General features: G+C 69.0%; 26 protein-coding genes. 12 read left to right on the plus strand and 14 right to left on the minus strand.

Annotated features, from left to right (window positions below; translation table 11 throughout):
- Window position 1: 1 nt before the first annotated feature.
- Genes AB0F81_RS15680 through AB0F81_RS15690 form a run of 3 tightly spaced genes read right to left on the minus strand, consistent with a single transcriptional unit; the run spans window position 2 to window position 3,644 of the window.
- Entirely contained in the window at window positions 2–1,324 is a 1,323-nt protein-coding gene (locus AB0F81_RS15680) for a DUF2398 family protein (RefSeq protein WP_360197075.1), read from the minus strand.
- A complete protein-coding gene (locus tag AB0F81_RS15685; RefSeq protein WP_360197078.1) occupies window positions 1,321–2,886 on the minus strand; it encodes a TIGR02677 family protein in 1,566 nt (521 codons plus the stop codon). Before AB0F81_RS15685 ends, AB0F81_RS15680 begins: the two co-directional genes overlap by 4 nt.
- A gap of 35 nt (window positions 2,887–2,921) precedes the next feature.
- Complete coding sequence (locus AB0F81_RS15690; protein WP_360197081.1) at window positions 2,922–3,644, minus strand: hypothetical protein; 723 nt, start codon at window positions 3,642–3,644, stop codon at window positions 2,922–2,924.
- Between the two features lie 722 nt (window positions 3,645–4,366).
- On the opposite strand from AB0F81_RS15690, the gene AB0F81_RS15695 reads away from it, so the two are divergent.
- Together AB0F81_RS15695 and AB0F81_RS15700 are read left to right on the plus strand one after the other, a co-directional pair.
- Window positions 4,367–4,741 carry a hypothetical protein gene (locus AB0F81_RS15695; RefSeq protein ID WP_360197084.1) on the plus strand — a complete coding sequence of 125 codons (375 nt, stop codon included), beginning with the start codon at window positions 4,367–4,369 and terminating at the stop codon, window positions 4,739–4,741.
- A 442-nt stretch (window positions 4,742–5,183) separates the two neighbouring features.
- Window positions 5,184–5,861, plus strand: coding sequence for a hypothetical protein (locus tag AB0F81_RS15700; protein WP_360197087.1), 678 nt, complete (start codon window positions 5,184–5,186; stop codon window positions 5,859–5,861).
- A gap of 48 nt (window positions 5,862–5,909) precedes the next feature.
- Here the strand turns inward: AB0F81_RS15700 and AB0F81_RS15705 are convergent, their stop codons facing one another.
- From AB0F81_RS15705 to AB0F81_RS15725, 5 genes are all read right to left on the minus strand, one after another.
- Window positions 5,910–7,718: a DUF2075 domain-containing protein gene (locus AB0F81_RS15705; RefSeq protein WP_360197090.1), complete on the minus strand. Its 1,809-nt coding sequence runs from the start codon at window positions 7,716–7,718 to the stop codon at window positions 5,910–5,912.
- Window positions 7,719–7,946: 228 nt separating this feature from the next.
- Window positions 7,947–8,432: a nucleoside deaminase gene (locus tag AB0F81_RS15710; RefSeq protein WP_360197093.1), complete on the minus strand. Its 486-nt coding sequence runs from the start codon at window positions 8,430–8,432 to the stop codon at window positions 7,947–7,949.
- 299 nt (window positions 8,433–8,731) lie between these two features.
- Entirely contained in the window at window positions 8,732–9,526 is a 795-nt protein-coding gene (gene istB, locus AB0F81_RS15715; RefSeq protein WP_360197096.1) for an IS21-like element helper ATPase IstB, read from the minus strand.
- Window positions 9,526–10,752, minus strand: coding sequence for an IS21 family transposase (gene istA / locus AB0F81_RS15720; protein ID WP_360197099.1), 1,227 nt, complete (start codon window positions 10,750–10,752; stop codon window positions 9,526–9,528). The genes istB and istA overlap by 1 nt, the downstream gene beginning before the upstream one ends.
- 1,348 nt (window positions 10,753–12,100) lie before the next feature.
- Window positions 12,101–12,349 carry a GntR family transcriptional regulator gene (locus tag AB0F81_RS15725; protein WP_360197102.1) on the minus strand — a complete coding sequence of 83 codons (249 nt, stop codon included), beginning with the start codon at window positions 12,347–12,349 and terminating at the stop codon, window positions 12,101–12,103.
- A 400-nt stretch (window positions 12,350–12,749) separates the two neighbouring features.
- Here AB0F81_RS15725 and AB0F81_RS15730 point away from each other — a divergent pair, with 400 nt between their 5' ends.
- Complete coding sequence (locus AB0F81_RS15730) at window positions 12,750–13,850, plus strand: cellulose binding domain-containing protein (protein ID WP_360197105.1); 1,101 nt, start codon at window positions 12,750–12,752, stop codon at window positions 13,848–13,850.
- Here AB0F81_RS15730 and AB0F81_RS15735 read toward each other — a convergent pair.
- From AB0F81_RS15735 to AB0F81_RS15745, 3 genes are all read right to left on the minus strand, one after another.
- Window positions 13,841–14,194: a nucleotide pyrophosphohydrolase gene (locus AB0F81_RS15735; RefSeq protein ID WP_360197108.1), complete on the minus strand. Its 354-nt coding sequence runs from the start codon at window positions 14,192–14,194 to the stop codon at window positions 13,841–13,843. The two genes, AB0F81_RS15730 and AB0F81_RS15735, sit on opposite strands and share 10 nt — an antisense overlap.
- 54 nt (window positions 14,195–14,248) lie before the next feature.
- Entirely contained in the window at window positions 14,249–15,817 is a 1,569-nt protein-coding gene (locus AB0F81_RS15740; protein ID WP_360197111.1) for a DEAD/DEAH box helicase, read from the minus strand.
- Window positions 15,818–16,012: 195 nt separating this feature from the next.
- Window positions 16,013–16,162: a hypothetical protein gene (locus tag AB0F81_RS15745; protein ID WP_360197114.1), complete on the minus strand. Its 150-nt coding sequence runs from the start codon at window positions 16,160–16,162 to the stop codon at window positions 16,013–16,015.
- Window positions 16,163–16,233: 71 nt separating this feature from the next.
- On the opposite strand from AB0F81_RS15745, the gene AB0F81_RS15750 reads away from it, so the two are divergent.
- The gene (locus AB0F81_RS15750) at window positions 16,234–16,422 is read left to right on the plus strand and encodes a hypothetical protein (RefSeq protein ID WP_360197117.1); all 189 of its coding nucleotides are present in this window, start codon (window positions 16,234–16,236) and stop codon (window positions 16,420–16,422) included.
- Window positions 16,419–16,721, plus strand: a complete 303-nt coding sequence (locus AB0F81_RS15755) for a hypothetical protein (RefSeq protein ID WP_360197119.1) — start codon at window positions 16,419–16,421, stop codon at window positions 16,719–16,721. The genes AB0F81_RS15750 and AB0F81_RS15755 overlap by 4 nt, the downstream gene beginning before the upstream one ends.
- Before the next feature lie 205 nt (window positions 16,722–16,926).
- On the opposite strand, the gene AB0F81_RS15760 is transcribed toward AB0F81_RS15755, so the two are convergent.
- Window positions 16,927–17,478, minus strand: a complete 552-nt coding sequence (locus AB0F81_RS15760) for a helix-turn-helix domain-containing protein (protein WP_360197122.1) — start codon at window positions 17,476–17,478, stop codon at window positions 16,927–16,929.
- A 74-nt stretch (window positions 17,479–17,552) separates the two neighbouring features.
- On the opposite strand from AB0F81_RS15760, the gene AB0F81_RS15765 reads away from it, so the two are divergent.
- Both AB0F81_RS15765 and AB0F81_RS15770 read left to right on the plus strand, forming a co-directional pair.
- Window positions 17,553–17,891, plus strand: a complete 339-nt coding sequence (locus tag AB0F81_RS15765) for a hypothetical protein (RefSeq protein ID WP_360197125.1) — start codon at window positions 17,553–17,555, stop codon at window positions 17,889–17,891.
- Entirely contained in the window at window positions 17,888–18,949 is a 1,062-nt protein-coding gene (locus tag AB0F81_RS15770; protein ID WP_360197128.1) for an alpha/beta fold hydrolase, read from the plus strand. Before AB0F81_RS15765 ends, AB0F81_RS15770 begins: the two co-directional genes overlap by 4 nt.
- Here the strand turns inward: AB0F81_RS15770 and AB0F81_RS15775 are convergent.
- Window positions 18,946–19,437, minus strand: a complete 492-nt coding sequence (locus AB0F81_RS15775; protein ID WP_360197131.1) for a hypothetical protein — start codon at window positions 19,435–19,437, stop codon at window positions 18,946–18,948. The two genes, AB0F81_RS15770 and AB0F81_RS15775, sit on opposite strands and share 4 nt — an antisense overlap.
- Window positions 19,438–19,521: 84 nt before the next feature.
- A complete protein-coding gene (locus AB0F81_RS15780) occupies window positions 19,522–20,472 on the minus strand; it encodes a hypothetical protein (protein WP_360197134.1) in 951 nt (316 codons plus the stop codon).
- 312 nt (window positions 20,473–20,784) lie between these two features.
- Between AB0F81_RS15780 and AB0F81_RS15785 the strand changes: the two genes are divergently transcribed.
- From AB0F81_RS15785 to AB0F81_RS15805, 5 genes are read left to right on the plus strand one after another with little or no spacing between them, the layout of a single operon-like run.
- A complete protein-coding gene (locus tag AB0F81_RS15785) occupies window positions 20,785–21,789 on the plus strand; it encodes a LacI family DNA-binding transcriptional regulator (RefSeq protein WP_360197137.1) in 1,005 nt (334 codons plus the stop codon).
- Complete coding sequence (locus AB0F81_RS15790) at window positions 21,782–23,380, plus strand: FAD-dependent oxidoreductase (protein ID WP_360197140.1); 1,599 nt, start codon at window positions 21,782–21,784, stop codon at window positions 23,378–23,380. The genes AB0F81_RS15785 and AB0F81_RS15790 overlap by 8 nt, the downstream gene beginning before the upstream one ends.
- A 15-nt stretch (window positions 23,381–23,395) precedes the next feature.
- Complete coding sequence (locus tag AB0F81_RS15795) at window positions 23,396–24,637, plus strand: sugar ABC transporter substrate-binding protein (RefSeq protein ID WP_360197143.1); 1,242 nt, start codon at window positions 23,396–23,398, stop codon at window positions 24,635–24,637.
- Window positions 24,634–25,575: a sugar ABC transporter permease gene (locus AB0F81_RS15800; protein WP_360197146.1), complete on the plus strand. Its 942-nt coding sequence runs from the start codon at window positions 24,634–24,636 to the stop codon at window positions 25,573–25,575. The genes AB0F81_RS15795 and AB0F81_RS15800 overlap by 4 nt, the downstream gene beginning before the upstream one ends.
- Window positions 25,565–26,389 (plus strand): carbohydrate ABC transporter permease, encoded by an 825-nt coding sequence (locus tag AB0F81_RS15805; protein WP_360197149.1) that lies wholly within the window; start codon window positions 25,565–25,567, stop codon window positions 26,387–26,389. The genes AB0F81_RS15800 and AB0F81_RS15805 overlap by 11 nt, the downstream gene beginning before the upstream one ends.
- The last annotated feature ends 78 nt before the right edge of the window (window positions 26,390–26,467 follow it).

Raw genomic sequence — 26,467 nt, forward strand, 5'->3', positions numbered from 1 at the left:
GTCAGAAGAGCGTGCGCTGCTTCACCTGCGCGACGGTGCTGCGGTACCGGCCGATCAGCGGGCGCGCGAGGACTCCGCCGGGAACGGCGAGCACCGCGCCGAATCGTACGAGCAGAGCCACCGCCTCGGCACGCAACCGGTCCGGATCGGTGTGCCACGCGGCGCCGAACGCCGACCCGTACGAGGTGAGGATCTCCGCGGTGGCCTCGCGCAGGAAGCTGTCGGTGATCAGCGGAAGCTTGCGTTCCTCGGTCTCCTCCGGCGGCGGCTGCGCCGCCGGTTCGGCGGTGTCCATGGCGATCGGGATGCCGGCCGGCAGGCCGGCGTCGACCTGCGCGATGAGCTTGGTGTGTGCCTCGGCGAGATCCGGCATCGGCATCCGGCGTGCCCGGCGGCCGTCCGGATCGGACACCCGCTCGGCGATCGCCACGGCGAGCAGCACCGCGGCCTGCGCCACCGACCCGGTGCCCGGGAACCGCTCCACCGACCAGTTCGAGGTGTCGACCAGCAGCACCCCCTCGGCGCGGCGTTCCAGCCGCAGCCCGGTCAGCCGGTACAGGTCCGCGGGCAGCGCCTGGCCGCGCAGATGGTTGCCGATCTCGGCGGGCACGTCGTCGAAGTAGACGATCGGGCGTTCCAGGACCGCGCGGCGGGCGGCCTGCGCGGCGGCCCGCCGTTCGGCGTTGCCGCTGCTGCTCAGCGACCGTTCCAGCAGGGCGGTCACCGAGTCGATGTGCTGCAGCACGCGCGGCGGCCGGAACAGCGCGAACACGGCGTCACGGGCGATGTCGTAGAGCGCCTCGCCGGTCCCGGGGTCGCTGGCCCAGGCGGCGCTGGAGCCGTCGGCCAGCCGCAGCACCCCGCGATCCTCCAGCCAGGCGACCGCGTCGACGAACGCCCGGCGGTCCGCGCCGGCGTCCGGGTCCAGGCCGAGTCCGGCGATCCGGTTGGCGTCGCCGGCGACCGCGTCGGCCAGCTCGGTCAGGGTGATCTGGATGCCGGCGCGGCCCAGCGTCGCCAGGCAGAGCGAAAGATACGCGTAGCGCTGGCGGTCGAACGGGCGGCCGGTGCGGGTCAGGGCCGGCCGATCGGGTTCCAGACGGTCGGCGGTGCGCACCAGGCGGGCGGTGCTGCCGTGCAGTTCCAGCCGGTAGCCGAAGGCTTCGGACAGGTCACGCCGCAGTTCGGCGGAGAAGCGGCGGATACGGGGCAGCGCCTTCTCGTCCGGCCAGGTGGCGGTGACCAGCGGGTGACGCAGCAGCAGGCGGACGGCCCGCTGGTAGTCGGCGAGCTCCAGATCGGAGACCTCGGCGGCGAATCTCATGCGGCAACGGTGCGGCGCACGCTGGTGTGCTCGGCGGCGCTCACGGTGAGGGCGTAGCCGTCGAGGTGCAGCTGCCCGGACGCGGTGCGCACCGTGGTGAAGCGGCCGGGGCATGGCGTCAACGTCAGGCGTACGCCGAAAGCTGCCGCGGCGAGGGGCGCATCGCGCTGGTTGGCCTGGCGGGCGGCGAGGGCGATGTCCAGCAGCCGGCGCAACGCGCCGGCCTGAGCGTCGTCCAGCACGCCCGGCTCGTCATGCCCCGCTGTGCCGCCGGTGTCCAGGCCGGCTCGCACCAGGCCGGCGGCGGCTTCAGCCTGCCGGCGTTCCTCGGCGACCTGCCGCTCCCACAGCGCCCGCCGCGACGCCTCCGAACGCTCGATCCGGGCCGGCCGGCCGTTGCCCTGTCCCGGCATCCGGCCGGACTGGATCAGGGACCGGGACAGCTCGACGGCGGGCGCCTCCCACCAGGACAGCCGGCTCGCGATCGCCTCCGGATCGGCATAGCCGACACCGACGTGCCGGGGCGCGCCGAGCCCGAACACCACCTCGAAGATCGCGTGCGCGGCTTCGTCGGAGCCGGCGCCGGTGAACCAGGCAGCCAGGTGCCGCAGCTGCGATTCCCGGCTGACCCCGCCGCGGCGGGCCTCGGTCACCCGGCGCAGCAGCGCCAGAACGTCACCGATCGCCGCCATGGTCGCGCTGGACAGCCGGTCCGCTTCGCTGATCGCGTCGTTGTCCGGCGCGAGCCACGACCGCAGCCCTTCCCAGCGGCGCCGCCAGTCGGCGAGCCGCTCGGCCGGTGAGGTGAACAGCCGCTCGTCTGCCTCGGCCGCGGCCTCGATCATCCGGTCCAGGCCGGTGGCCTCGACCTCGAGGACCGCTTCGCGCAACCGAGGTGTGTAGCGCTGTAGCTCGTCGTGGAAGTCACGCAGGTGCGCGAGCAGGGCGTCCTTGTGGGCGAGGAAGACCTCCGGCCGGATGTCGTGGGTGCGGCCCAGGTCGCCGAGCATGTGATAGAACCGCGCGGCTCGCTCGGCGACGTCGGCGAGGGCCCGGTCGAGGCGGTTGAGCTTGCGGTAGACCTCCTCGGCGTCACCGTCCCGGTTGGCCGTGCCGAGAGCTTTCAGGTCGGCGAGCAGGTCAGCGAAGACCAGCCGGGAGAGCGTGCTGTCGTTGAGCCCGGCGGCCAGCACGGACTCGACCGCGCGGTGGGCGCGGTAACCGGCTTCGGTGAACTGGTAGACCGAGTGCCGGTTGCGGTATTCGGCGAGGGTGGCCGCGCGGGCACCGTCCTGGCTGCGGTCGAGCACACCCCAGTCGACGAGCGCGTCGAGCAGCCGGGGCAGCTCCATGGCGGTGGGGTCCTGATCGAGCCGGACGAGGGCTTCCTGCACCTCGGAGGTGTGCAGGACGACCTGGTAGGAGGAGCGGGCGGCTTCGAAAGCGCGCAGCACCCAGAGGTAGGCGAGGCGGTTCTCAGCGTTGACGTAGCTGAAGAGCCGAAGCCGGTCGTCCAGGCCGAAGTCGTCCAACCCGAACGACGGCGACTGCGTTTCCGGCATCAGGCGGTTCCTCCTGGGACTGGACACTCCGCACCCTACCGGGCGGTCCGCCCGAATGCCCGTAGCCCATCGGGTGACGCGGCCTCCAGCGCCGCTGTCGCTTCGGAGAACGAGTGGAAATGCACGTCGGTCCGTTCGGTCCGTTCGGCCAATGTCAGTGACAGGCCACGCACGCGGGGCAGGCTGGTCGCGATCTGGCCGACGTTGCCGGGCCCGAGATCGAGGCCGGCGATGAGGGGGTGACTGCCGCCGAGCTCGTCCAGATCCTCGATCTGGAATTCCTCCTCGAATTCCGGAGAACGGTCGCGCAGGAAAGCCCACGAATCCCTGTATTCAGGCAGGACTTCCACCTGGAAGAACGCGGCATTGAGGTCTGGTGTGCCATCGTGGGCGCTGAAAATCCAACCGGGGTCGTCGTCGTGCGAGATCTCGACGCCGGCGTAGACGATGCCGATGCCGGCGTCACGCAGGGCGACGCGCACCGGGTGTGGTGGGATACCGCTGGTCAAAGGCTGGACGAAGTCGGCGCCGGAGCGCAGGGCAAGGCGGACGACGTGGTCGGGATCGGTGCCGAGATCCATCGAGACCGTCAAGGTCGAGTTCCGGAGCATCTGCCGGATCTGAGCGGCCTGGTCGACGGTCACCGTCCGGCTGTCGGCAAAGCGCGGATTCGGGGCGATTTCGACACCGATCATTCCGGCGCCGATGGATTCCAGCGTGGTTGCTTCCGCGAGAGATGCCACGCGGTCGACTTTCATGATCTTATTTGTCATAGCGGACCACACTCCCGCCCAGCTGATCAGCTCCCCGGAAGTCCTGGGGAATCACCCAAATCTTCCCGGCCGTGCTCGTGGAGATCTTCCAGTATGGCGAGCCCTCCGGGGTGTGCCGCCCACCGTCCGGATGCACCTGGATGTTGGTGATTTCCGGGTGGCCCTCGATCCGTACCTGAAGGGCGTTCCCGGAGGTGCCCTTCTTGGTGCTGCTCGACCGTCGCAGCGTAGCCGTTGCTGGAGTGGATCACCTTGCCGGCGGCGCGCACCGCAATGGCGCCTGAGCTGTTGGACCGCTGCCTGTCTTACGCCCGAGGCGAGAAGGATCCGGCCGTCAGGAAAGTGTCCAGCCGAAGGTGCAGGCACGCGTCATCGGGTGAACCGGGGAACGGCGACCTCGACGGGGACGCGGCCATGACGTTTGCCCCGCACATTGCCCGGCTCGCTGCCGGCGGAGCGCTAAACCTTGCGGAACCGATTCCAGGCATGGGGACTCGGGCGAACGCTGAACGATTCGCACCATGAGCAAGCGCTGAACCCATGGCTCGCGGCTGGCGTGTACCACTTCGAGGGTGACAGCAACTCCGGGCGAGAGATCCATTCCCGTGTTCGGGTTGTTCACCCTGGGGCCGGACACCCTGGCCTCTTCGGGCTTCGGAGGTAGTCAGGTGCCAAGAGGATCAGTCAAGCCGCAGCGAACGGGAGGGTTGGGCCTCTTCCTGTTCGCTGTGCCGGCCGTGGTGGAGTCCGGCGTGACGGCGCTGGCTGCCGCGGTGTTCCCCGAGATCGCGGACGCATCGCCCTTGGGGCGGGTCGGCACCATTGCTGTCGGTGTCGCGGCAGCCGTGCTGTCGGCGTTCGGCGCGGTCCTGGCCTTTCGACGTACGGCTGGGTTCTTGGCCACGGTTGTCGCTCTCGTACTGGGTATCGTCGGCGGACTCCTGGCGCTGATCGCGTTCGCCTTCCTCTTCGGGGGTGGAGCCTCGATCATATTCGCGGTCCTACTGGTGCATGCGGTGTTCTCGATCGCGATGATCGTCCGCGCGGTGACGCAATCCCGGTCGCAAGGAGCGACGCCGTGAGCAGCGACGGGCGACCAGGAGGGCTGCAACGGCTGCATCACAGGCCCGCCTTGCTCAGGTCACGCACAATGCAGCGCTTCGACGATCAGCATGTCCGACTTCGCGAAAACGTGACTCCGACGGAATGGCGAGCGCTCATCACCGATGCCGGTCAGCGCATGCGCCTTCCGAGGCCAGCAAAAGGGCCCTCAAAGGGTTAAGGCGCTGCCCGAGCGGCTGGCTCGCCGTGTCCATGATTTGCCAGTTACGCCAAGCTATGCAATGACTACTCTTCGAATACCTTCGATGCATGGGTACTGGCTCGGTAAGTCGGCTTGCGCGTGCTCGCATCATCCCGCCAGATCCTCCGACTTTGTTCCCTAGCCCACCGGAATCCGTACGGCACAATCTTGTTGCTGGTAGGCGGCATCGGGCGCGCTCGAGGATTTGGCTGATCGGCGGTGTGCGCGCCGACGGTGATCATGTGCTTGCACGCCTGGGCTACGAGACCAAAGAAGAAACGGATCTGTACGACAGTGGAGCCGAAGACTTCAGGCACGAGGCGATTCTTCGTGGGCGAACTGCCACCTTTGTCGTGCGGTTCACTGACCTGGTGGTCGTCTACGAGCGGCACCGAAACGGCTTGTCCGAGCAGGACTTCACGACCGGCCTTCGCATTCTGCTGCGGGCCTTCGATGGTCACCGCAACTGGGACGTGGCTCCGGTGGACAGCAAAGCGACCTTCGACGAATGGGCGCAGGGCGTAGATCTAGTGCATCGATTCCGATTTCGCGCCGACAGCTCCCAGATCATCGAGGGGAACATACCGGGCCCGCTCAGTTCCCTCTTCGCGCCGAAGCACGGCACCTTGACAATCGATCTCCGATCGGGCGACGGCGTTGACGTTCGGGACCGGGCGATCCGCGAACTTGTCCGGCTCGCCGAGACCGGATGCGGTGAGGTTCTTGCTGTGGGCCGCAAGAACGGCCATGGGTCACTCGAGGTGCAGAAGGCTTGGGAGAGTTCGAAGTCTGCGGAGCGTGTGGTTCGAGAAGTGCTTCTGGAGGAGGACACGGACGAGGTCAGCGACTCGCGCCTACTGCGGATATTGGCCACGGTGCCGCACAGCCCGCCGTGGTGATTTCGCTGGTCGGCCCGAGAGCGCGACGTGCGGCCGGGGCCCGACGGCTCATTCGTAGACGGTTTCAAGACCTCGATGTATTTGCACGAGGCCGCGCAGGAATGCTCGAGTCTCCTCGTCGGCGGCGTAGACGACAGTGCCGCGCATGCCGCGTGTCATCAGGACCTTGTAGGTGTTGCGGATCAGCTTGTCGGCCTCGTCATCGCTCACCGACTTGCGACTGCGGAACGCCGGGTCCTTGCATTCCTCGCGCCGGGTGATTAGCCGGCCGTCGCGGGCCACCAGATCCGGCCCGATGATGACGCCTGACCACTCGTATTCGAAGCCCTGTGCCGTGTAGACGCAACCCACTTGACCGAAGCCGTTCGGGTCGGTGGCCCAGAACGGGCTCCCAGGAGCCTCACCGACGCTGCGGTCGCTCTTGACGTTCCACGGCCGTGACCAGGTGCCGATCTTCACGTCGGGTACGAGGGTGTCGTCGCGGTTCGGATCACTCCACGGCCAGCAGTAGCCGGCCGACATCCGGGCGGTCTCTCCGGCGGCCTCCTTCGTCGCCAGGAATGCTTCCAACTCCTCAGGCGAGTCGGCGACGCGCAGGTCGAAGCGGCCATCGCCCTCCCACACCGACGGCTTTCCTCCGGCCAGGCCGAGCAGGTCGAGGACCCACTGCTCGTAGGCTTCACTGCCACCACAACGGAACTGGTCATGCAGCGGCACCACGTCGACCTCGAGGTCGAGCTGCTTCGCGTACGCGGTGATGATCTCGACGTTGCCCAACTCGCCCGGCTTGACCACCTGGTGTTCGTCGAGCAGGAAGACCGGCACCCAGGCCGCTGCGACCAGCTCCTCCAGCTGGGCGCGGGCACTCTGTCGCTGCGTGGCCCGGGTGAACCGGTTGACCGAGGTCTCCCGGATTCGGTGGGCCTCGTCGCAGATCAGCACGTCGATGCCGTTGCGCTCAGCCGTCATGAAGCTGTTGAAGTACATGAACAGGTTCTTGGTCCGCGATGAGCCGCGGCCCGCGTAGCGCCGTAGCGTCTGGGTGAATGAGCGAGAGCCGGTGGCGTGCAGCGCCGGCCGGCCCTGACGGGCCAGCTCGCCGAGGAGGCTGAGCGCGATCACGCTCTTGCCGCTTCCGGGTCCGCCGGACACGACCACCACGCGCTTGCGGTCCGCGGAACGGGCGCGCTCGACAGCGTGCAACACCAGCTCGTACGCGATGCGCTGCTCATCCAGCAGGGTGAAGTGCGAGCGTTCCCGGATCTCGCGGGCGGCGTACGTCAGCAGGTGCCGGCTGGGGCGTACCGTGCTGTTGAGGAAACGGTCGGCGGCGCCGGCGCCGGGCTCTGCGGCGTCGAGAGACGCCCGCAGATAGTCCAGGAATGCGCCGCGCCGCTGCTTGGTGAAGATCCGGCTCTGCTCGGTGGCGGGCCGTTGCAGCAGGTCGGCCACGTCGCGGTCGACAGCGTTGTGCAGGTAGGCCGCGCCGCGCACGGTGTTGCGCTGGTCGGACAGCAGGCCGAGAAAGTCGACCAGGTACTCGCAGTACTCGCCGACCTGGATACCGGGGTGCAGCCGCGGTCCGGCGACGTGCTCGACGTCGACAAGGGTGTCAGAGTCCTCGTATCCGGTGGCGTACGACCACTGCTTCAACTCGATGACGACGAACGAGTCCGCGCCGCTCTCGGGGTGCACGCCGGCTAGCACCGCGTCGACGCGGCGGCTGGTCAGCGGCAGCTGGTATTCGATCAGGACCTCGACGTCATCCAAGCCGGCGTCGGCGAGATCCTGAGCCAGGATGGACAGACTTCGGGCCCAGGAGTTGCGCTCCGACTGGCCGACCCCGTGGCCGCTCATCCGGACATGCTCGGCGACGCGGTCAGCGAGGGTTCCTTCGGTGGCGAGACGGAGAAGAGCAGCCGCGGAGACGCGGTACGCCGACATGAGCTGTTGCCCCCGGGCAGCACGAATTGATCGTGCGGATGGGAGGCATATCCAGGTTTCGGAAGCCTGTCGGACCGCATACGGACAACGCAGACTGTAGTGGCCCGATCATCGGGTCGCCAGGACACGGCCGGTGGATCGCTATGCCACCGGCGTGCAGCGGGCCCGGTGCAAATCGCGGAGTTCGGCCTCAAACTCTGCGGCAGGGCCGTCGACTACCGCCCCGGGCACCACCGTGGTGATCGGCAGGGCCGCCACGGGTCCCGGTGGCACGCCCCAAGCGGCCCGCCAGTCGGACAACTGGGCGGTGGATGCCGCGTACACGATGCGGCCCAGACCGACCCAGCCGTGGCTGGCCGCGCACATCGGGCAGTGCTCGCCGGAGGTGTACACCGTCGCCTGCGCGCGTTGCGCCGGTGTCAGATTCGTTGCCGCCCAACGGGAGATCGCGAACTCTGGGTGCTGCGTCGCGTCGCCGTCCTTGACCCGGTTGCGGTCCTCGAACAGCACTTTGCCGTCACCGGACACCAGGACCGAGCCGAACGGCTCGTCGCCGTCATCGAGCGCCTCCCGTGCGAGGTCGACGCATCGGCGCAGATGCACCAGGTCGGTTTCGGTGATGGTCATGCGTGGCGTCCTCTCGGCGTAGCGGTGCCGTTCGACTGCGAGGTTATGCGGATTTTGCGGCTCACCGACCGAGGACGTGCCGTGGTGAGCACTTGTCGCGGTGGATCCGGGCGGCCGACCGGCACCGTAGGCGGGTGGGCGCGGCGCGGTACCGCAAGCGGCGGGCAAGGCCGGAGAGTGCGCGTGTGCGATGGGGGAGAGGTGAAACCCACCGTAGCCGCCCGACCCTGTCAACGGCGGCCGAATCTGGACCCCCTGCGGGCGCCCGAAAACGGACCCCCTCTGATGGTTGACCTTTTCTAGTCGTTGTTCTTGGTGGCCGCGGGGACGCGGCCGAGGTCGCGGTCTTTGAGTCGGTAGCTGTCGCCCTTCATCGAGATCACTTCGGCGTGGTGGACGAGGCGGTCGATCATGGCGGCGGCGACGACGTCGTCGCCGAAGACTTCGCCCCAGCGGCCGAAGGGCTTGTTCGACGTGACGATCAGGCTGGCGCGTTCATAGCGGGCCGAGACGAGTTGGAAGAACAGGTTCGCGGCCTCGGGTTCGAACGGGATGTAGCCGACCTCGTCAATGATCAAGAGCGGGATGCGGCCGAGCTTGACCAGCTCAGTCTGCAGAGTGCCGGCCTGGTGGGCCTCGGCGAGGCGGGCGACCCATTGGGCGGCGGTGGCGAATGCGACCCGGTGCCCGGCCTGGCAGGCGCGGATGCCCAGACCGATGGACAGGTGGGTTTTGCCGGTGCCGGGCGGGCCGAGGAACACGACGTTCTCGCGGCCGGTGACGAAGTCCAGGGTGCCCAGGTGTGCGATCTGCTCGCGTTTGAGTGAACGCTGGTGCTCGTAGTCGAACTCTTCCAGGCTCTTGCGGGCCGGGAACCGGGCGGCGCGGATGCGGCCTTCACCGCCGTGTGACTCGCGGGCCGACACTTCGCGTTGCAGGCAGGCGGCTAAGAACTCCTCATGCGTCCACGACTCGGCCCGGGCTCGTTCAGCGAGACGCTCGACCGAGGCGGCCAGCGACGGGGCCTTCATCGCCCGGGCCAGGAACGCGATCTCCGAGCGGACGTTGCGGCTGCTGTTGCTCTTGGCGGGCATCAGGCCACCTCGCTGTCGAGACCGAACATCCGGTCGTAGTCGGCCAGGTCGCGGTGCTCGACCTCAGTCCGGACCGGGCTGACCCTGGTCTGCCGGGCGACGGTCCGCAGCAGCGTGGCCGCGTCGCGGTGCAGCGGGTCGGTGATGCTCTGATGCGCTGCCCAGCAGCGCTCGTGATGTGCGACCGGCTTACCCTCGCAGGCGACATCGACGTGCTGGGCGTCAGCGCGGATGTCGACGCGGCGGCCGATCGCCGCCGGGTGCACCGAGTAATCGTTGGCGTCGACGCGGACGTAATGATCACGGGCCAGCCGGGTCGACAGCCGCCAACCGGCCACCGGTGCGACCGGCGGCAGGGCGACCATGGCGTGGCGGTCAGCGTCGATCCGGTCAGCCGGGCGGGCCTGCAACCGGCGATGCATCCGCTGGTTCGCCCGGTCCAGCCACTGCTCAAGCTGGGCGTTGAAGTCCTGCGGCGAGGAGAACGAACGGCCCGGCAGAAACGACGTCTCCAAATAGCCGTTCGCTCGTTCAACCAGGCCCTTGGCCTCAGGATCCGCGGGCCGGCACTGGATCACCCGGATCCCGAGGCTGCCGCGGAACGCGTTCATCGCCTCGGTCAGCTGTGGCCGCCCGGCCCGCCACTGCCCGACCGCGGACTCGTTGTCCCAGACCAGCGCCTTCGGGGCCGCTCCGAGCCGCATCAGCAGCGTCCAATGGCCGTCCAGCAAGTCCGGGGCCTGCCGGGTCGGGATCATCGTCGCCGACAGCCAACGCGAGTAGCCGCAGACCATCACCAGCACCGGTGGCCGGCCGACCTGACCGAACCCCAACGGAACATCAGCCGGCGGGAACCACAGATCACACTGCGCGAGCTCACCCGGCTGATACTCAGTGCGCTGCGCCGGATCCGGCGCTATGAACAACGGCCGCAACATTCGCACCCGGTCCTTGAGCACGGTCATCGACCGTTGCCAGCCGATCCGCTCAGCGATCACCGGCACCGGCATCGACGGCCACTGCACCAGCAACACCCGGATCTGCGGCTCGAACGGATCCACGATCGACGGCTTCGCCGGCCGCGAATACGCCGGCGGGCCATCCGAGGCCAACGCCCGACGCACCGTGTTGCGCCCCACCCCAAGCTTGCGGACGATCGCCTTGATCGGCATCCCCTCAGCCCGATGCAGACGACGGATCTCCGCCCAGTCCTCCACGCTCAACACCCTCCCGATCTTGGAGAGGGGGGTCCAGATTCGCCCGCCGCCTAAGGGTCAGCTTTCACGCGTCGCCGACAGACCCAACCTGCCCTGCTGTGATCCTCCGGCATGCCGATGTCGCGAAGGCGGGTGCTGGAGATCGATCGTCGGGGGCGACGGCGGTCCGGGTTCAGCCTGACCGCCGACGCCGCCCCTGGCGAGGTCCCAGTAGCGCGTGGGTGCTGCCGCCGCGACAGCCCGCGCGCTGTCAAGCCGGCGGCCGCTTCCGGCGCACCAGCTTGTCGGTCCGCGAGATGCTGAGAAGCTGAGTCAAGCTCTACCTCCCCGGTCGGGGATTGTCCCCTGAAGGACATTTCGGGGTACGCGTTGGTCCTGTCCCTGGGGGTTGCTACCTGGGCAGTTGGGTGTTTGAGACAGAGGTTGGAGGGCTACCTGCCGACCTGGGGGTCCACCCGGGGGTTCTCCTGAAGGTTGCCCCGTGGCGACACCCGTCGATGAGCGGGAGGGCCCAGTGAGCCGGGCGCTTTCGGCTTCCTCCCGGATGAGCTTGACCAGCGCGGACCCGCGAGCGTTCGACATCGCGTATCCCTTGGCCCGCATGATCTCCATGACGGTGTGACGCGACAACGGCCGACCCGATCGGGTCAACTCGGCGGCGGCCAGCCGCGCAGCCGGAAGCAACTGCCGGACGTCCCGGTCGAGTTGGGCAACCGAGGTTTTATCGGTTGGGCGCCGGTTGTGTAGGTCGACAACCTTCTGTCGCGGTCCGGGACCGTCCCGGACGACTGGCCGCCGACGGGATATCTTCCGGGCCGCTCGGTTGCGGTCCGGGACCGCGGTCGAGACGTCGCCCGTGGTCGGCGGACCGGTCCCGGCCCGTCCGAGAGCGATCTTCACCATGGCCAGAAAGCCGACCGCAGGCAGCGCTGCGGCGATCCAGCCGATCACGGAAGGCCTCCGCCTCGACGACCTGCGCGCGGCCGGCAGCCTCGGCGAGGATCTGCCGCCCCGCGCCATGGCTCCACGCCGGCTCGCCCGGTTACTGCTCGAAGAGGCGGACTATCCGCAGCGGGACATGATCTGGAGCGCCGTCATCGCTGGGGCCCGCGATCCGGACGGCGCGGAGCCGTACCGCATCCTCGCCCTCGGCCTGGCCGTGCGCGGCCTACGCGCCTTCCGTAACCGGCTGCGGGTGCGCGACCGCGCAGCTCTGCCGCCAGGGCCTCGGCCAGCGACTTTCGATCGAGCGCAGCCGGTGGCACGCCCATCTCGGGGCGTGCTGTGCGGTAGCCGGTCCGCTGGCTCGGTCATGTCCATCAGCCTGCCACTGCAGTTGGCGTGCCGGAACTGCGCACTATTCGTTGGATGTGCCTGGTTGGCCAACCACGAAGGTGCCGCGGCCGACCACGGTGATGACCAGCCCGCGCTCGCGAAGGAGTTGGAGAGCCTTGCGAGCCGTGCCTCGCGCGATGCCATATTCCTGCACGAGTTGGTTCTCGGAGGGGATCGGCCGGTTGGGAAGAAGCTCGCCGGCCGCGATACGTGCCTCGATGGCATCAGCCACCTGCACATAGAGCGGCGTCGGTCCCTCGTGGTCGATCACGACTTGACTGTCTCACCTCGGAGTAGTCCGTGAACGTCAAAGGGGCGTGAGCCGACCGACGACGCCCTCCGAGAGATCGCCGCGCGAGTCGCCGACTGCCTCTCGCAGCGCGGCTACGCCTTCGTTGAGGACGACAAGCTCGAGGTGTTGGCGCAGAATCTTCAGGCGTTCCTGCGCACGGCGGGAATCCCGGTGCAGCGCCAGTCCGACAGTGGCATGTCTATCGCCGCTAGTCAGCGGACTTAGAAATCGGTAGAAATCGATGCTTTGGTTGCCCCGCTCGGCTCGCTCGGCTTAGCATCAGCGCAATCTCGCATCGACGGTCGTGGAATCCCCAGCGCTCCGAATCGAAGCGCTTCGACGGCCGTCGTGTGATCCCCCACCCGAGATGGGAACGAGCATGCGTAGACGTACCCTTGCGGTTTCTCTCGCCGCAGCAGCCGCTCTCACCGCGTCAGCCGGCGTCATCACCGCATTGCCCGCGTCGGCAGCCGCAGGCTGCCGTGTCACCTACGCCGTCAGCAGCCAGTGGCCCGGCGGCTTCGGCGCCAACGTCACCATCACCAACCTGGGCGACCCGCTCACCAGCTGGACGCTGGTCTGGTCCTACTCCGGCGGGCAGACCGTCACCCAATCCTGGAACACCAACCTGACCCAGAGCGGATCGCAGGTCACCGCCCGCAACGCCGGCTACAACGGGTCGGTCGCCACCAACGGGACCGTGTCGTTCGGCTTCAACGGCTCCGGCAGCAGCACGCCGGCGCCGACGGCGTTCACCCTCAACGGCACCGCGTGCACCGGCGGCGTCACCAACCCCACGACGTCACCCACGAGCAACCCGCCCACCAACGGCGTGCCGAGCGACGCCGTGTGGGTCGACTCCGGCCAGTGGGCGAACTGGACCAACAACGGTTACCAGCTCTACAACAACATCTGGGGCTCGGGCGCCGGCACGCAGACCATCTGGGCACGCTCCGGCACCAACTGGGGCGTCGTCGCGAACCACCCGCGCACCAGCGGGGTCAAGAGCTACCCCAACACCGGCAAGACCCTCAACCGTACGCTGAGCTCGCTCAACTCCCTGACCAGCTCGTTCAACGTGTCGGTTCCGGCGGACGGCGACTACTCGACGACCTATGACATCTGGGCGAACAACCACGCCTACGAGGTCATGATCTGGACCAACCAGCGCGGCGCGGTCGGGCCGATCGCCGAACAGTACGACGCCAACGGCGCGGTGCCGAACGTGCGCAACCTGTCGGTCGGCGGGCACACCTGGAACGTCTACCGCGGGTCGAACGGCGCCAACGCGGTGTTCTCGTTCATCCGCACCAACACCAACTCCGGCACCATCGACATCCGCGCCATGCTGAACTGGCTGCGCACCAACAACTGGTGGGGTGACGTGACGATCGGCGAGGCCCAGTTCGGCTTCGAGATCAGCGGCACCGCCGGCCAGTCGAACTTCACGGTGAACAGCTTCTCGCTCAACTACAGCTGATCGATCTTGGCGGCCGAGCCGCGCGCCGCCTCAACGGTGTAGCGGCGGCCGGCTTCACCGAGCTTGTCGACGGCCGCCTCGATCAGGTCGATGCCGAGGACGTCCGCCAGGCGTACCAGATAGATCGTGACGTCGCCGATCTCGGCCCGCACGCGCGGGCCGAGATCGGGATCCTGCATGACCGCGGCCGACTGCTCCGGGGTGAGCCACTGGAGCTCCGCCAGGAGCTCACCGACCTCGCCGGCCAGGGCCATCGCCAGGTTCTTCGGGGTGTGGAACTGCTCCCAGTGGCGTTCGCTCGCGAAAGCGCGCACGGCCTCGGTCAGCTCGGTGAGAGAAGACAACGGCTACCAACCTCCTGCGGGGATCGTAGTCGTGCGCCATCAGCTCCGCGGACTCTAGACCTCTCGGTACCAGGCAAGGAGCTCCGCCGCGGAGGTGCCGTGCGGGAAGATCGTCGGTTCCTCCCTCGCCACCTCTGTCATCTCCTCCAGGAAGTCCTCGTGGGCGCCCTGCTCAGGGTCCTCGGTGGAGCCCTCGATGTACACGACGATGAAGGTGGCCGGCCGGCGATCGAACTTCGGGCGGATGACGCGGCCCATGCGCTGGATCATCTGGCGCCGGGAGCGGCTCGCGCCCAGGATGACGCCGACGTCCGCCTGCGGCACGTCGATTCCCTCGTCCAGGACTCGCGGCGCCGCCAGAACCCGCAACTGCCCGGCCTTGAACATCGAGAGCCGCAGCTTGCGTTCCTCGGTAGGGACCTCGCTGGTGATCGACGCGGCCGGAACATGGAGCGCGTTCAGCAGATCCGTCGACTGCTCAGCGCAGTGGGTCGTCTCGCCGAACACCAAGCCACGGCCGCAGGCCGCCAAGATGGGCGACACCCGGAGCAGGGCCTCGAACTTTCCCGGCGAGTCGGCAAGCATCCTGCGCCGTTTGCTGAACGCATTCAGATACCGGCGGGCGTCGATCATCGCCGCGCCGTAGGCGTTCTCGTTGAGATCGGTGACGGCTTTCATGAATTCACCGAACGGCTCGCTGGGGCAGCCGTGGGCAGCGATCAGCCGCTGCCGCGTGGATTTCGCGATGCGGTTCAGCTCTTCGTACGCTTGCTTCTCCTCGTCCGTGAAACGGGCTCCGAGGAATGCTACGCGGAAAGGCGCGAGGATTTCGTCGGTCAGGCCGCGTTCGTAGCTGCAGCTCGCCACCATGTCGCCGAAGTACGGTTCCAGGAACTGCACTTTGCCGTTGTCCATGCGCTCATAGGTCGCGGTCAGGCCCAGTCTCGCGACGAACCCCGGCGCGAGAGCCCTGGCGAAGCCCTCGGCGCCGTAACGGTGCACCTCGTCAGCCACCAGAAGGGCGCTCGTCCCCACCGGCAGGGGCGGGCAGTTGAGAGCCGACTGAACCGTCGACACCAGGATCCGGTGGGTGACCAGCGAATCGCGGTGTCCGCCGCCCAGCCGACCGACCGCCCATCCCGGGATGTCTCGCTGCAGCACCTCGTGCCACTGATCGAGCAGTTCCTGCCCGGGTACGAGGACGAGCACGCTCATCTCGCTGTCGACCGCCGCCGCGGCCGCGAGCACGCCGACTGTGGTCTTGCCGGTGCCGGTCACCGCCTCCACCACACCGCGATGGCCCTGGGCCTGCCACTGCGACAACGCCTCGCGCTGCCATTGCCGCGGCTCGAGCCCCGCGTAGCTACGCGGAAGCGGGAACCCACCGGAGCTCCCCGTTACCCCGGCCGCGCCCGGGTCGGCCAGGCGCCACCGCGGCGGGGTGGCACCGTCATGCGTGAACACGCCGACATTCGCGTAGAGCGCCCGGTTGACCTCCCGGGCGGTCAGATCGCGCAGGCCCTGAGCGGACAGCCCGCGCAGCAACTGCCGCTTGTTCTGGCCGGGAACCTGAGCGAGCAGATCCTTCAGTGTCGCCTGGATCAGGTTCGATTCCCGCAGCATCCGACGGCTCCCGTTGTTCGTGGCTGCCGGCGCTGAGGGAATGCGAAGTGGTGTGGCGTCGCGGCAGCCGTCCGTTCGACCATGAAGGACATTGAAATTACCGGGACGTGCGGGTTCTCGGATTCAAGGCGGGGCGGATGATCGGCCATTTCTGCCAGCCGATTATTCACCGAATTTCGACCTATTGGGCGCCGGTTACGGTGGTCCGTCCTGGTCCATCCCTCCGGTCCAGCGCTCGGGGCTCTCGGTCTCGCCGTCGCCCTCCTCCTCGGTCTCGACCTCGGTCAGCTCGTGCTCCTCGGCGAAGTCGCCGGTCTCCTCGTCAGGGTCACCGATGGGTTCCATGGTGGACGACTGCCCGTCCGGGCGCCGGATAAACGACGTTTGCCCGCGTCGCCGAGGGGAAGTCGCCGAGCATGACCGAGCAACCGAACGAACCCGTCGAGCGCGGCGCCGCCGAGGAGGCGTCCGGCGTTCCCGTCACACCCACCGAGGCCGAGGCGGACCGCCGGCCGCCGAGCGAGGCCGCCGACGCCGAACGGCCGGCGAACGAGGCCGCCGACGCCGAACGGCCGGCGAACGAGGAGAAGGAGCTGAGGCCGTGAGCGAGCAGCCGTGGGGGGTGGACGCGAACAATCCGCTCGACGAGGGCAGCGAGCCGACCGCGGAGGGCGTCGCCAATCTCGGTGAGCAGCGCGCCGGGGAGGACGCGACTGCCCGGGACGCGAGCGACGTGAAAGGCAAGGACGAGCCGGCCTACGACCCGGAGTCCGAGCACGCGCCGCAGGCCGGCGAGCAGGGCGGCCAGCCGAACCTGTCGCCGGATCCGGCGGTAGGTGGCCGGCGCAGCAACTTCGGGCAGGGTTCGACCGACGACAGCCCCGGTACGCCGTCCGAGCTCTGACCCGCCGGCCGGTCATCAGTCCTGAGAATGACGCCGGCCCCGCCGGCCGGTCGTCAATCCTGCAACCGACGACGGCCCCGCTGGCCGGTCGTCACTGCTGAGACCGACGACGGCCCCGCTGGCCGGTCGTCACTGCTGAGACCGACGACAGCCCCGCTGGCCGTTCGTCAATGCTGATAACGACGACGGCCCCGCCGGCCCGTCGTCACTCCTGAGCCGGTGGCCGCTCCGGCGCCGGCAGCAGCACGGTGGTGAACAACCGCCGTTTGCGGCCCGGCGCCGGACCGGCCGCGGCCAGCGGATGCACCGCGGCCCGCACCGCCTCGATCATCGTGCGCATCTCGTCGTCGGTCGCGTAGAAGCCGGCCTGCCGGTAACCCACCAGGTCACGGACCAGATCAGGCTTGCCGGTGGCCAGATATCGCTCGAAGTCGGCGATCAACCCGGCCACGAACACCAGGAAAGCCGCGCGGTGGTCCTCCGCCGACATCGCGGCCAGCGCCTCCTCCGAAACCGAGGCGCGGTCACCGCGCAGCCGCAGCGTGCGTTCGACCGCCCCGCGCACCTGGCGTTGCTCGACCACCTCCAGCACGCCCGCGTCGACCAGCGTGCCGACCTGCCGGTAGAGCGTCGCCGGCGACACGTCACCGAGCTCGGCTCGCAGGTCGGCGGTGGTCAGCCGCCGCTCGCCCAGGAACGCCTGGACGATCCGCAGGCGCACCGGATGCAGCAGTAGATCCGCCCCGTCAGTGCTCATGGTCACCCTCCCGGCCCGAATGGTATCAGTTCTGATATCGTTCTCATTGTTGATACCAATGAGAGGTGATCGTCATGGCCCACGTTGAGGTGACCGCCGACCGCGTCCGGATCCAGTTGACCCCCGGCGAGAAGGTCGCCGGCCTGCGCGGCGACCTCGACCTGCCGCGCACCGCGATTCGGGCGGCGCAGGTCGTGCCGGACGGCCCGGCCGCGGTCTCCGGCCTGCGAGCGCCGGGACTCGCGGTTCCCAGGCGGACCAAGATCGGTACGTGGCGTGGGCGTGGCTCCCGCAGCTTCGCAGTGGTCCGGCGCGGGCAGCCCACCCTGTGCCTCAGCCTCACCGGCGAGCGGTATGACCGGGTGCTGGTGTCCACCCCGGACGCCGCCGACCTCGCCACGGCACTGTCATGAGCAAGATCGGCACCGGCGTGAGCGAGATCGGCACCGGCGTGAGCAAGGTCGGTGCCGGCATGAGCAAGGTCGGCGCCGGCATGAGCGAGATCGGCGCTGGTGTGAGCGAGATGAGCACCGCCGCGAACGAGCGCGATGCCGGCCTGACGGAGGTCGACGTCAGCTTCGCCTCGCAGGGCTTCACGCTGGCCGGTGTGGTGACCCGGCCGTCAGCATCCGAGGCCGGGCCGGCTGTGCTGCTGATCAGCGGCAGTGGCCCGATCGACCGGGACGGCAGCCACAAGCGACTGCGGCTGGACATCACCCGCCAGATCGCGGTGGCGCTGCGCCACGCCGGCATTGCCAGCCTGCGATACGACAAGCGCGGCGCCGGCGCGAGCAGAGGCGATTTTCTCGCCACCGGGCTGCACGACAACGTGGCCGACGCACGCGCCGCGTTCGAGACGCTGCGCGCGCAGCCCGGCGTCGACCCGGAGCGGGTGTTCGTCCTCGGGCACAGCGAGGGCGCCATCATCACGGTGGCGATGCTGGCCGACGGCGCCCCGGCGGCCGGCGGCATCCTGCTCTCGCCGACCGCTCGCCCGGGCGCCGACGTGCTGCGCTGGCAAGCCGAGCAGGTGGCCGGCGACCTGCCGCCCGCGGTGCGGTTCCTGCTCCGGCTGTTCCGCGTCGATCTCGTCGCCAAGGTCGCCCGCAACCACGAGAAGCTGCGCGCCACCACGACCGACGTGGCCCGGCTCGGCGGCGCCCGCGTCAACGCCCGCTGGTTCCGCGAGTTCATGACCTACGACCCGGCGACCGATCTGGACCGGATCAAGGTCCCGGTGCTGGCTGTCGCGGGCGGCAAGGACCTGCAGGCGCCACCGGGGGACCTGGCGGTGATCCGGGACCGGCTCGGCGACCGAGCGACCACCGTGCTCGTCGACGACCTCAGTCACATCCTGCGCAGCCAGCCCGGCCCGGCGACCCTGCGCAGTTACCGGCGTGACGTGATCCGCCCGGTCGACTCACGCGTGCTTTCCGCAATCCTGGAGTGGGTCGCGGCGCACTCACGTTAGCCCTGTCGCGACGTTTTCCCGCCGGCTCTGCGCATGTCGGCGAGCTGGAACGCCAGCTGCGCCGCGAACTCCACGGCGCCCACCCGCACCGCGAGCCCACGGGTCGGATGCGGGTGCCCGTTGCGGATCAGCCGGGCCAGCCAGCGCTTCTCCAGCTGGCGGCGGCCGACCATCGCCCCGAGCGACAGGGTCACGACCGCCGCGCCCATCGCGGCCTTGCGCTTGTCGAAGGTGAACGGCTCCTCGTCGACCACCGGGCCGCCCTCGGAGACGAGCACCGGCCGCTTGCCGACCACGATCTCGTCAGCGGACGTGCCGCCGGACCTGTCCGACGCCGCGTAGCTGACCGCGCCCACGGCGGCGACCAGCCCGGTCCGGGCCAGTCGCCGCCGGACCGGCGACAGTTCCCCGGCGGCGATCCAGGTGCTGGTCAGGGCTGCTTGCAGGGCCGCCATGCCGACGGCGCGCGGATAAGAAGCGGAAGCCATACCGCGACCGTAACGCCACCCGGCAACAAGATCAGACGGCGCGCGAATAGAAGCGGCAGCCATGCCGGCCACCCGGCAGCAAGATCAGACGGCGCGGGCGATGCAGATCCGGGCGCTCAACCGCGGCCCCGCCTCGTAGAACATGTACTCCACCCCGCCGTCGGTCCCGAACGACGGCGCCGCCGCCCGGCCGTTGTCCGAGGCCGCGGGGGAGTGGAAGACCCCCAGATGGTTCTCCCGGTCGAACCCGTTGCCGACCTCGGTGATCCGCATCTTGCCGTCATTGCCGTGGTAGGCGACGTACGTCGTCCCGTTGCGCACCACCACGGTCGGCCCGGAGATGTCGGTCAGCCCGTCCGGCTCCGGGTTGATCAGCGGGGTCTGGGCGAACTGCCACTGGTCCCACCCGTTCGGCGACCACCCGTGATAGATGCGCCGCCGGCCGGACAGCACCCCCATGTACACCATCACGTAGCGCCCGCTGTGCGCGAACACCCGGGCATACGACGTCTCGGTCAAACCGGGCACGAGCCGCGTGCTGAGGATCGGCGTCTCGTCACGGAACGTGAGCCCGTCGGACGACCTCGCCACCCGGGTCGTGGTGTTCTCCCCGTGGTAGTAGAGGAAGAACTGCCGCGTCCCCGCGTCCCAGGTGACGTGCGGCGATGACACGTGCGACACGGTCGTGCTGGGCAGCACGTTGTCGATCACCGGGTTTCCGGAGTGCTCGGTGAACGGCCCTTCCAGGGAGTTCGCCCAGGCCACGCAGATGCCGCCGGGCTTCTCGTGCGGGGCGTAGTAGAGGTAGTAGCGCCCGCGGGCTCCGCTGATCTTGTCGTAGACGCCGCGGATGCACGGGAAGATGAACTCGCCGGTCGGGTTGTAGGCCAGCGGCAGCTTCAGCGCGTCACGAAGGTAACGGTAGGTAGGCATGCCGGCGGGTCCGGCGGCCTGGGCGACGCTCGGCGCGCCAAACCCGGCGACGCCTGCCGCGCCGAGCGCGGCCGCGCCGCGAAGCAGTGAACGGCGATCCATGGGGAGACCTCCTTGAGGGGTACGGCCACAGGCTCGTCCCGCGGCACGGGGGAGTTCGGGGTGCGAGCGAAGCGGGGGCAGCGCGGCCGGCGACAAACCAGGAGCTTCTCCGCAGTAGAGCCGGCCCGATGCATCGAAGTTTCACGAGTGTTAAGCACCCCGGTCAAGGTACTAATACCTATTAGTGCTGGGCTTTCTCGCTCCGGACCCTTGACGGCCGCCGATGCCGTGACCCACGATCTGCTCCACGTTGCTAATGCGTATTAACGCCGTAACAGAGGGGACCCGGACGTGCCATCCAGCAACAGACGGGTGACGCAACAGGACATCGCCCGGATGACCGGCGTCAGCCAGACCACCGTCTCGATCGTGCTCAACGAGCGCGACGACGCGGCGGTCCGCATCGCCCCGGAGACCCGGGAACGGGTGCTCCAGGCGATCCGCAAGACCGGGTACGTGGCCGACCCGATCGCCCGGCGCCTCGCCGACCAGCGCAACCGGTTCCTCGGCGTGTTCACCTACGAGCCGGTCTTCCCCGCCGGGCTCGGCGACTTCTACCACCCGTTCCTGGTCGGCATCGAGGAGTGCGCCGAGCGCATCGGCTGCGACCTGCTGCTGTTCACCAGCGCCCCGGTCGTCGACGGCCGGCGCCGCATCTTCCACCAGGACAACCGGCTGCGCCTGGCCGACGGCTGCATACTGCTCGGCCGCTGGCTCGACCCGGACGAACTGGCCCGGCTGATCGCCGAGGGCCAGCCGTTCGTCAGCGTCGGCCGCCGCGACGACGCCGGCGGGCCGGTGCCCTACGTCGGCGCCGACTATCCGTCGGCCACCGCCGCCCAGGTGCGCGCGGCGGCCGGGCTCGGTCACACCACCATCGCGTACGTCGGGGAGGGCGCCGGACCGGAGTCGCACGCCGACCGCATGCGGGGTTTCACGGCCGCCGTGGCGCAGGCCGGGATCACCGGCGTGCATGTGCGGTTCACCGACGCCGCGGACGTCATGGATCAGCTGCTCGAACGGGGCGTGACAGCGATCTTCGTCGAGGAGTTCGCCGACGGGGCGGTGCTCGCCGAGGAGGCGGAACGGCGTGCTCTTCACGTACCCCGGGATCTGTCTTTTGTCGCCCTGGGCGACCCCACCCGGCCGGCCAGCACTGACCTGGATTTCACCGGCTATCGAATTCCCCGGCGAGAGATGGGCTGGCAAGCGGTGGAAGTGCTTTCTTCGATCTTGGATGGCACCGGTGGGGACACCCAGCGGTTGCTGCCGTGCGAGCCGGTGGCCGGCGCGACGCTGGCGGTGGCCCGTGCGTGAGCTGCATGCCGACGTCGTCGTCGTGGGCGGCGGGCTCGGCGGTGTCGCCGCCGCCCTGGCCGCGCTGCGGGCCGGCCGCACCGTGCTGCTGACCGAGCAGTACGCGTGGCTCGGCGGCCAGCTGACCAGCCAGGCCGTGCCCCCGGACGAGCACAGCTGGGTCGAGATGTTCGGTGTCACCGCGAGTTACCGGGCGCTGCGCGACGGGATCCGCGACTACTACCGGGCGAATTTCCCGCTGACCGATCGCGCCCGCACCACCAGGGACCTCAACCCCGGTGCCGGGCACGTGAGCCGGCTCTGCCACGAGCCGCGCGTCGCGGTCGCGGTGATCGACGCGATGCTGGCGCCCTACCGCGGGTCGGGGCGGCTCACCGTGCTGCAGCCGGCGATCCCGGTGAGCGCGCAGACCGACGGCGACCGGGTCACCGCGGTCACCTTCCGTCACCACGGCGAGGACATCGTGCTGACCGCGCCCTACGTGCTCGACGCCACCGAGACCGGCGAACTGCTGCCGATGACCGGAACCGAATATGTGACCGGCGCCGAGTCGCAGGGCGAGACTGGCGAACCCAGCGCACCCGAGACCGGCGACCCGGCCAACATGCAGGCCCTGTCGGTGTGCTTCGCGATCGACCACGTCGACGGCGACCACACCATCGACCGGCCCGCCCGCTACGACTTCTGGCGCACCTACCAGCCGCCGTTCTGGGGCGCGCCGATGCTCTCCTGGCAGACCCCCAACCCGCGCACCCTGGAGATCTCCACCCGCTCGTTCACCCCCAACCCCGACGACGACCCGTGGCTGGTCGACGCCGACCAGCGGGTCAACCCCGGCGACGGCAACCTGTGGACGTTCCGCCGCATCGCCGCCCGCCGCAACTTCACCGACGGCTTCTACCCCAGCGACATCTGCCTGGTGAACTGGCCGATGATCGACTACTTCGAGGAACCGTACGTCGACGTGCCCGACCCGGCCGCCGTCGAACGCGCCGCCCGCGAACTGTCCTACTCGGTCCTCTACTGGCTGCAGACCGAGGCCCCCCGGCCCGACGGCGGCACCGGCTGGCGCGGGCTGCGGCTGCGCGGCGACGTCACCGGCAGCCCCGACGGCCTCGCCATGGCGCCCTACGTGCGGGAGGGCCGGCGCATCCGCGCCGAATACACCGTGGTCGAGCAGGACCTGTCCCTCGCGGTCCGCGGTGACAAGGGCGCGGTGTCGTACGCGGACTCGGTCGGCGTCGGCATGTACCGCATCGACCTGCACCCGTCCACCGGCGGCGACAACTACATCGACGTCGCGTCCTGCCCGTTCGAGATCCCGCTCGGCGCCTTCATCCCGCAGCGCGTGGAGAACCTGCTGCCGGCCGGCAAGAACATCGGCACCACCCACATCACCAACGGCTCCTACCGGCTGCACCCGGTCGAGTGGAACGCCGGCGAGGTGGCCGGGGCGCTCGCCGCCTTCTGCCTCGACCGCGGCGTCACCCCGCGAGCCGTCCGCAACACCCCCGACCTGCTCACCGAGTTCCAGAACCACCTGAGCGCCGACGGCGTCGAGCTGCGCTGGCCCGACATCAGCGGTTACTGAGAAAGGACGTCCCTCATGCGCTTGCTGCGCGGCACCCTTGCCTCATTTCTCCTGCTCGGCACGCTGACCGCCGGTTGCGGCGGCGAGACCGAAGCCGGCGGCCCGGTCGCCCTGCGAATGACCACCTGGTCGTCGAACCCCGCCCACGTCGAACTGTTCAACGCGATCGCCGCCGACTACCAGAAGACCAAGCCGGACGTCACCGTCACCTTCGAGGCGCTGCCGCTGGAGAACTACACCACCACGGTCACCACCCAGATCGCCGGCGGCAACCCGCCCGACATCGCCTGGATCCTGGAGGGCTCCGCCCCCGACTTCGTCGCCTCCGGCGCGCTCACCCCGCTCGACGACAGCATCGAGAACACCGCCGACCTGGCCCCGGCCGCCACCGCCCTGTGGAAGCAGGACGGCAAGCTGATCGGGTACCCGTTCTCCACCTCGCCGTTCGGTGTCTTCGTCAACACCGACCTGCTGAAGCAGGCCGGGCAGTCGCTGCCCGCCGGCGACAAGTGGACCTGGGAGACCGCGATGGCCGTCGCCGCCGCGACCGCCGCCAAGACCGGCAAGCAGGGCCTGGTCATCCGCGACTTCGACTACAAGGACTGGACCAACCTGGCCACCGTCTTCCGCGGCTGGGGCGCCGAGGCGTGGACCGCCGACGGCAAGACCTGCGGCTTCGACCAGCAGCCGATGGTCGACGCGATGACCTTCCTGCACAAGGCGATCTTCACGCAGAAGGCGCTGCCCGCTCCCGGCGTCGCGGCCGACTTCTTCGCCGGTGAATCGGCCATGACCATCGCCCAGATCTCGCGGGCCTCGCTGCTCAAGGACGGCAAGTTCGGCTGGACCCTGGTGCCGCTGCCGGCCGGGCCGTCCGGCGAGTACTCGGTGATCGGGCAGGGCGGCCTCGGCGTGCTGAAGAAGGGCAAGAACGCCGCCGCCGCGGCCGACTTCGTCAAGTTCTTCACCAGCCCGGACAACTCCGCCAAGCTCGCCCAGTTCTTCCCGCCGCCGCGCCAGTCGCAGCTCAACGCCGAGACGCTGGCCAAGGCGAACCCGCTGCTCAAGCCGGAGCAGCTGCAGGACGTGGTGATCGACGGGATCGCCACCGGCGTGGTCAAGCCCAGCCACACCGGCAGCGCCGAGATCGGCCAGGCCGTGCGGTCGGCGCTCGACCCGATGTGGAAGGCGGACGCCGACGTACCGGGCGTGCTGCGCGGTGTCTGCACCGCGATCCAGCCGCTGCTCGCCAAGTGACCGTGGTTCAGGACCGGGCCGTCTCGGCCCGGTCCGCCCCCACCCCGAAGCCGTCGTTCTGGACCACCCGCCGCCGGGACCAGCTCACCGGCTACGTATTCATCACGCCGGCGCTGATCGGCGCGGTCGCCTTCGTCTTCCTGCCGCTCGTGCTGGTGGTCTGGTACAGCCTGCACGAATGGAACGTCCTCGCCGACACGTTCACCTTCGTCGGGTCGGAGAACTATCAGAAGCTGCTGGACGATCCGAACGTGCCGGCCGTGCTGCGCGCCACCGGCCTGTTCTCGGTCGGCCTGGTGGTATTCAACCTCGCGCTGGCGCTGCTGCTGGCCGTCCTGCTCAACCAGAAACTGCGCGGCACCACCGTCTTCCGGGTCCTGTTCTTCTCACCCGTCGTGGTGTCCCTGCTCGCCTGGACCATCGTGTGGGGCTTCCTGCTGCAGGACAACGGCGGCATCAACGGCCTGCTGAACGCCGTCGCCATCGAGGGGCCGAACTGGCTGCGCTCCGGCGGCACCGCGATGGCCTCGGTCGTCATCGTCCAGGTCTTCAAGAACGTCGGCCTGAACATGGTGCTGTTCCTCGCCGCCCTGCAGGGCGTCCCGCAGGAGCTCTACGAAGCCGCCCGCACCGACGGCGCCGCACCGTGGACCATCTTCCGGCGCATCACCCTGCCGCTGATCAGCCCCACCATCCTGCTCACCTCGATCATCACCGTGGTCGGCTCGCTGCAGGTCTTCGCGCAGATCAGCGTCCTCACCCAGGGCGGTCCGGGCACCTCCACCACGGTGCTCGTCTACTACCTGTACCAGCAGGCGTTCCAGTTCCACGCCTTCGGTTACGGCGCCACCCTGTCCGTCCTGCTGTTCCTCATCGTCCTGGCGCTGACCGTCCTGCAGTGGCAGATGCGCAAGAGGTGGGTCTTCCATGAGTCCTAAAACCAAGATCTTTCTGTACGGGCTGCTCTCCGTCCTGTGCATCCCGTTCGTCTTCCCGACCTGGTGGATGATCACCAGCTCGTTCAAGCCGAACGCGGAGATCTTCGCCCCGTCCCTGTGGCCCTCGGACTGGACCGTCGAGCCGTGGCGGCAGGTCTTCACCATGCAGCCGTTCGCCCAGCAGTACTTCAACAGCGCGTACATCGCGGTGGTGGTCACCCTGGGCACCCTCGCGGTGGCCGCGATGGCCGGGTACGCGTTCGCCCGCATCCGTTTCCGCGGGCAGAACGTCCTGTTCCTGGTCGTGCTGACCGGCCTGCTGATCCCCAGCGAGGTGACGATCGTCCCGCTGTTCCGCATCTTCAACAGCCTCGGCCTGGTCGACACGCACTGGCCGCTGATCCTGGTACCGATGCTCGGCCCGCCCAGCGTCCTGGCCACCTTCATCATGCGGCAGTTCTTCATCACCCTGCCCGGCGAGCTCGAGGAGGCCGCCCGCATGGACGGCCTCGGCCGCCCCGCGATCTTCCGCAGGATCGCCCTCCCGCTGGCCCGCCCGGCACTGGGCGCGGTGGCCATCTTCACGTTCCTGCACAGCTGGAATCTGTATCTGGAGCCGGTCGTCTACATCTCGTCCCAGACGAAATACACGCTGCCGCAGGCGCTCACCCAGTTCACCGACGCCTATCAGGGCCAACTCTGGAACGTCCAACTCTCCGCGGCGTCGATGACCGCCATCCCGGTTCTGATCGTCTTCGTGATCGCCCAGCGCCAGTTCATCGAGGGCCTCGCCCACACCGGCCTCAAAGGCTGACCACCGGCCGGGAGCGGCAGCCGGCCCGCTCCCGGCCGCCGCGGCGAGGCAGGGCAGTGATTCGCCGACTGCCGAGCC

Source organism: Actinoplanes sp. NPDC024001 (assembly GCF_040638955.1).
GTDB lineage: Bacteria > Actinomycetota > Actinomycetes > Mycobacteriales > Micromonosporaceae > Actinoplanes.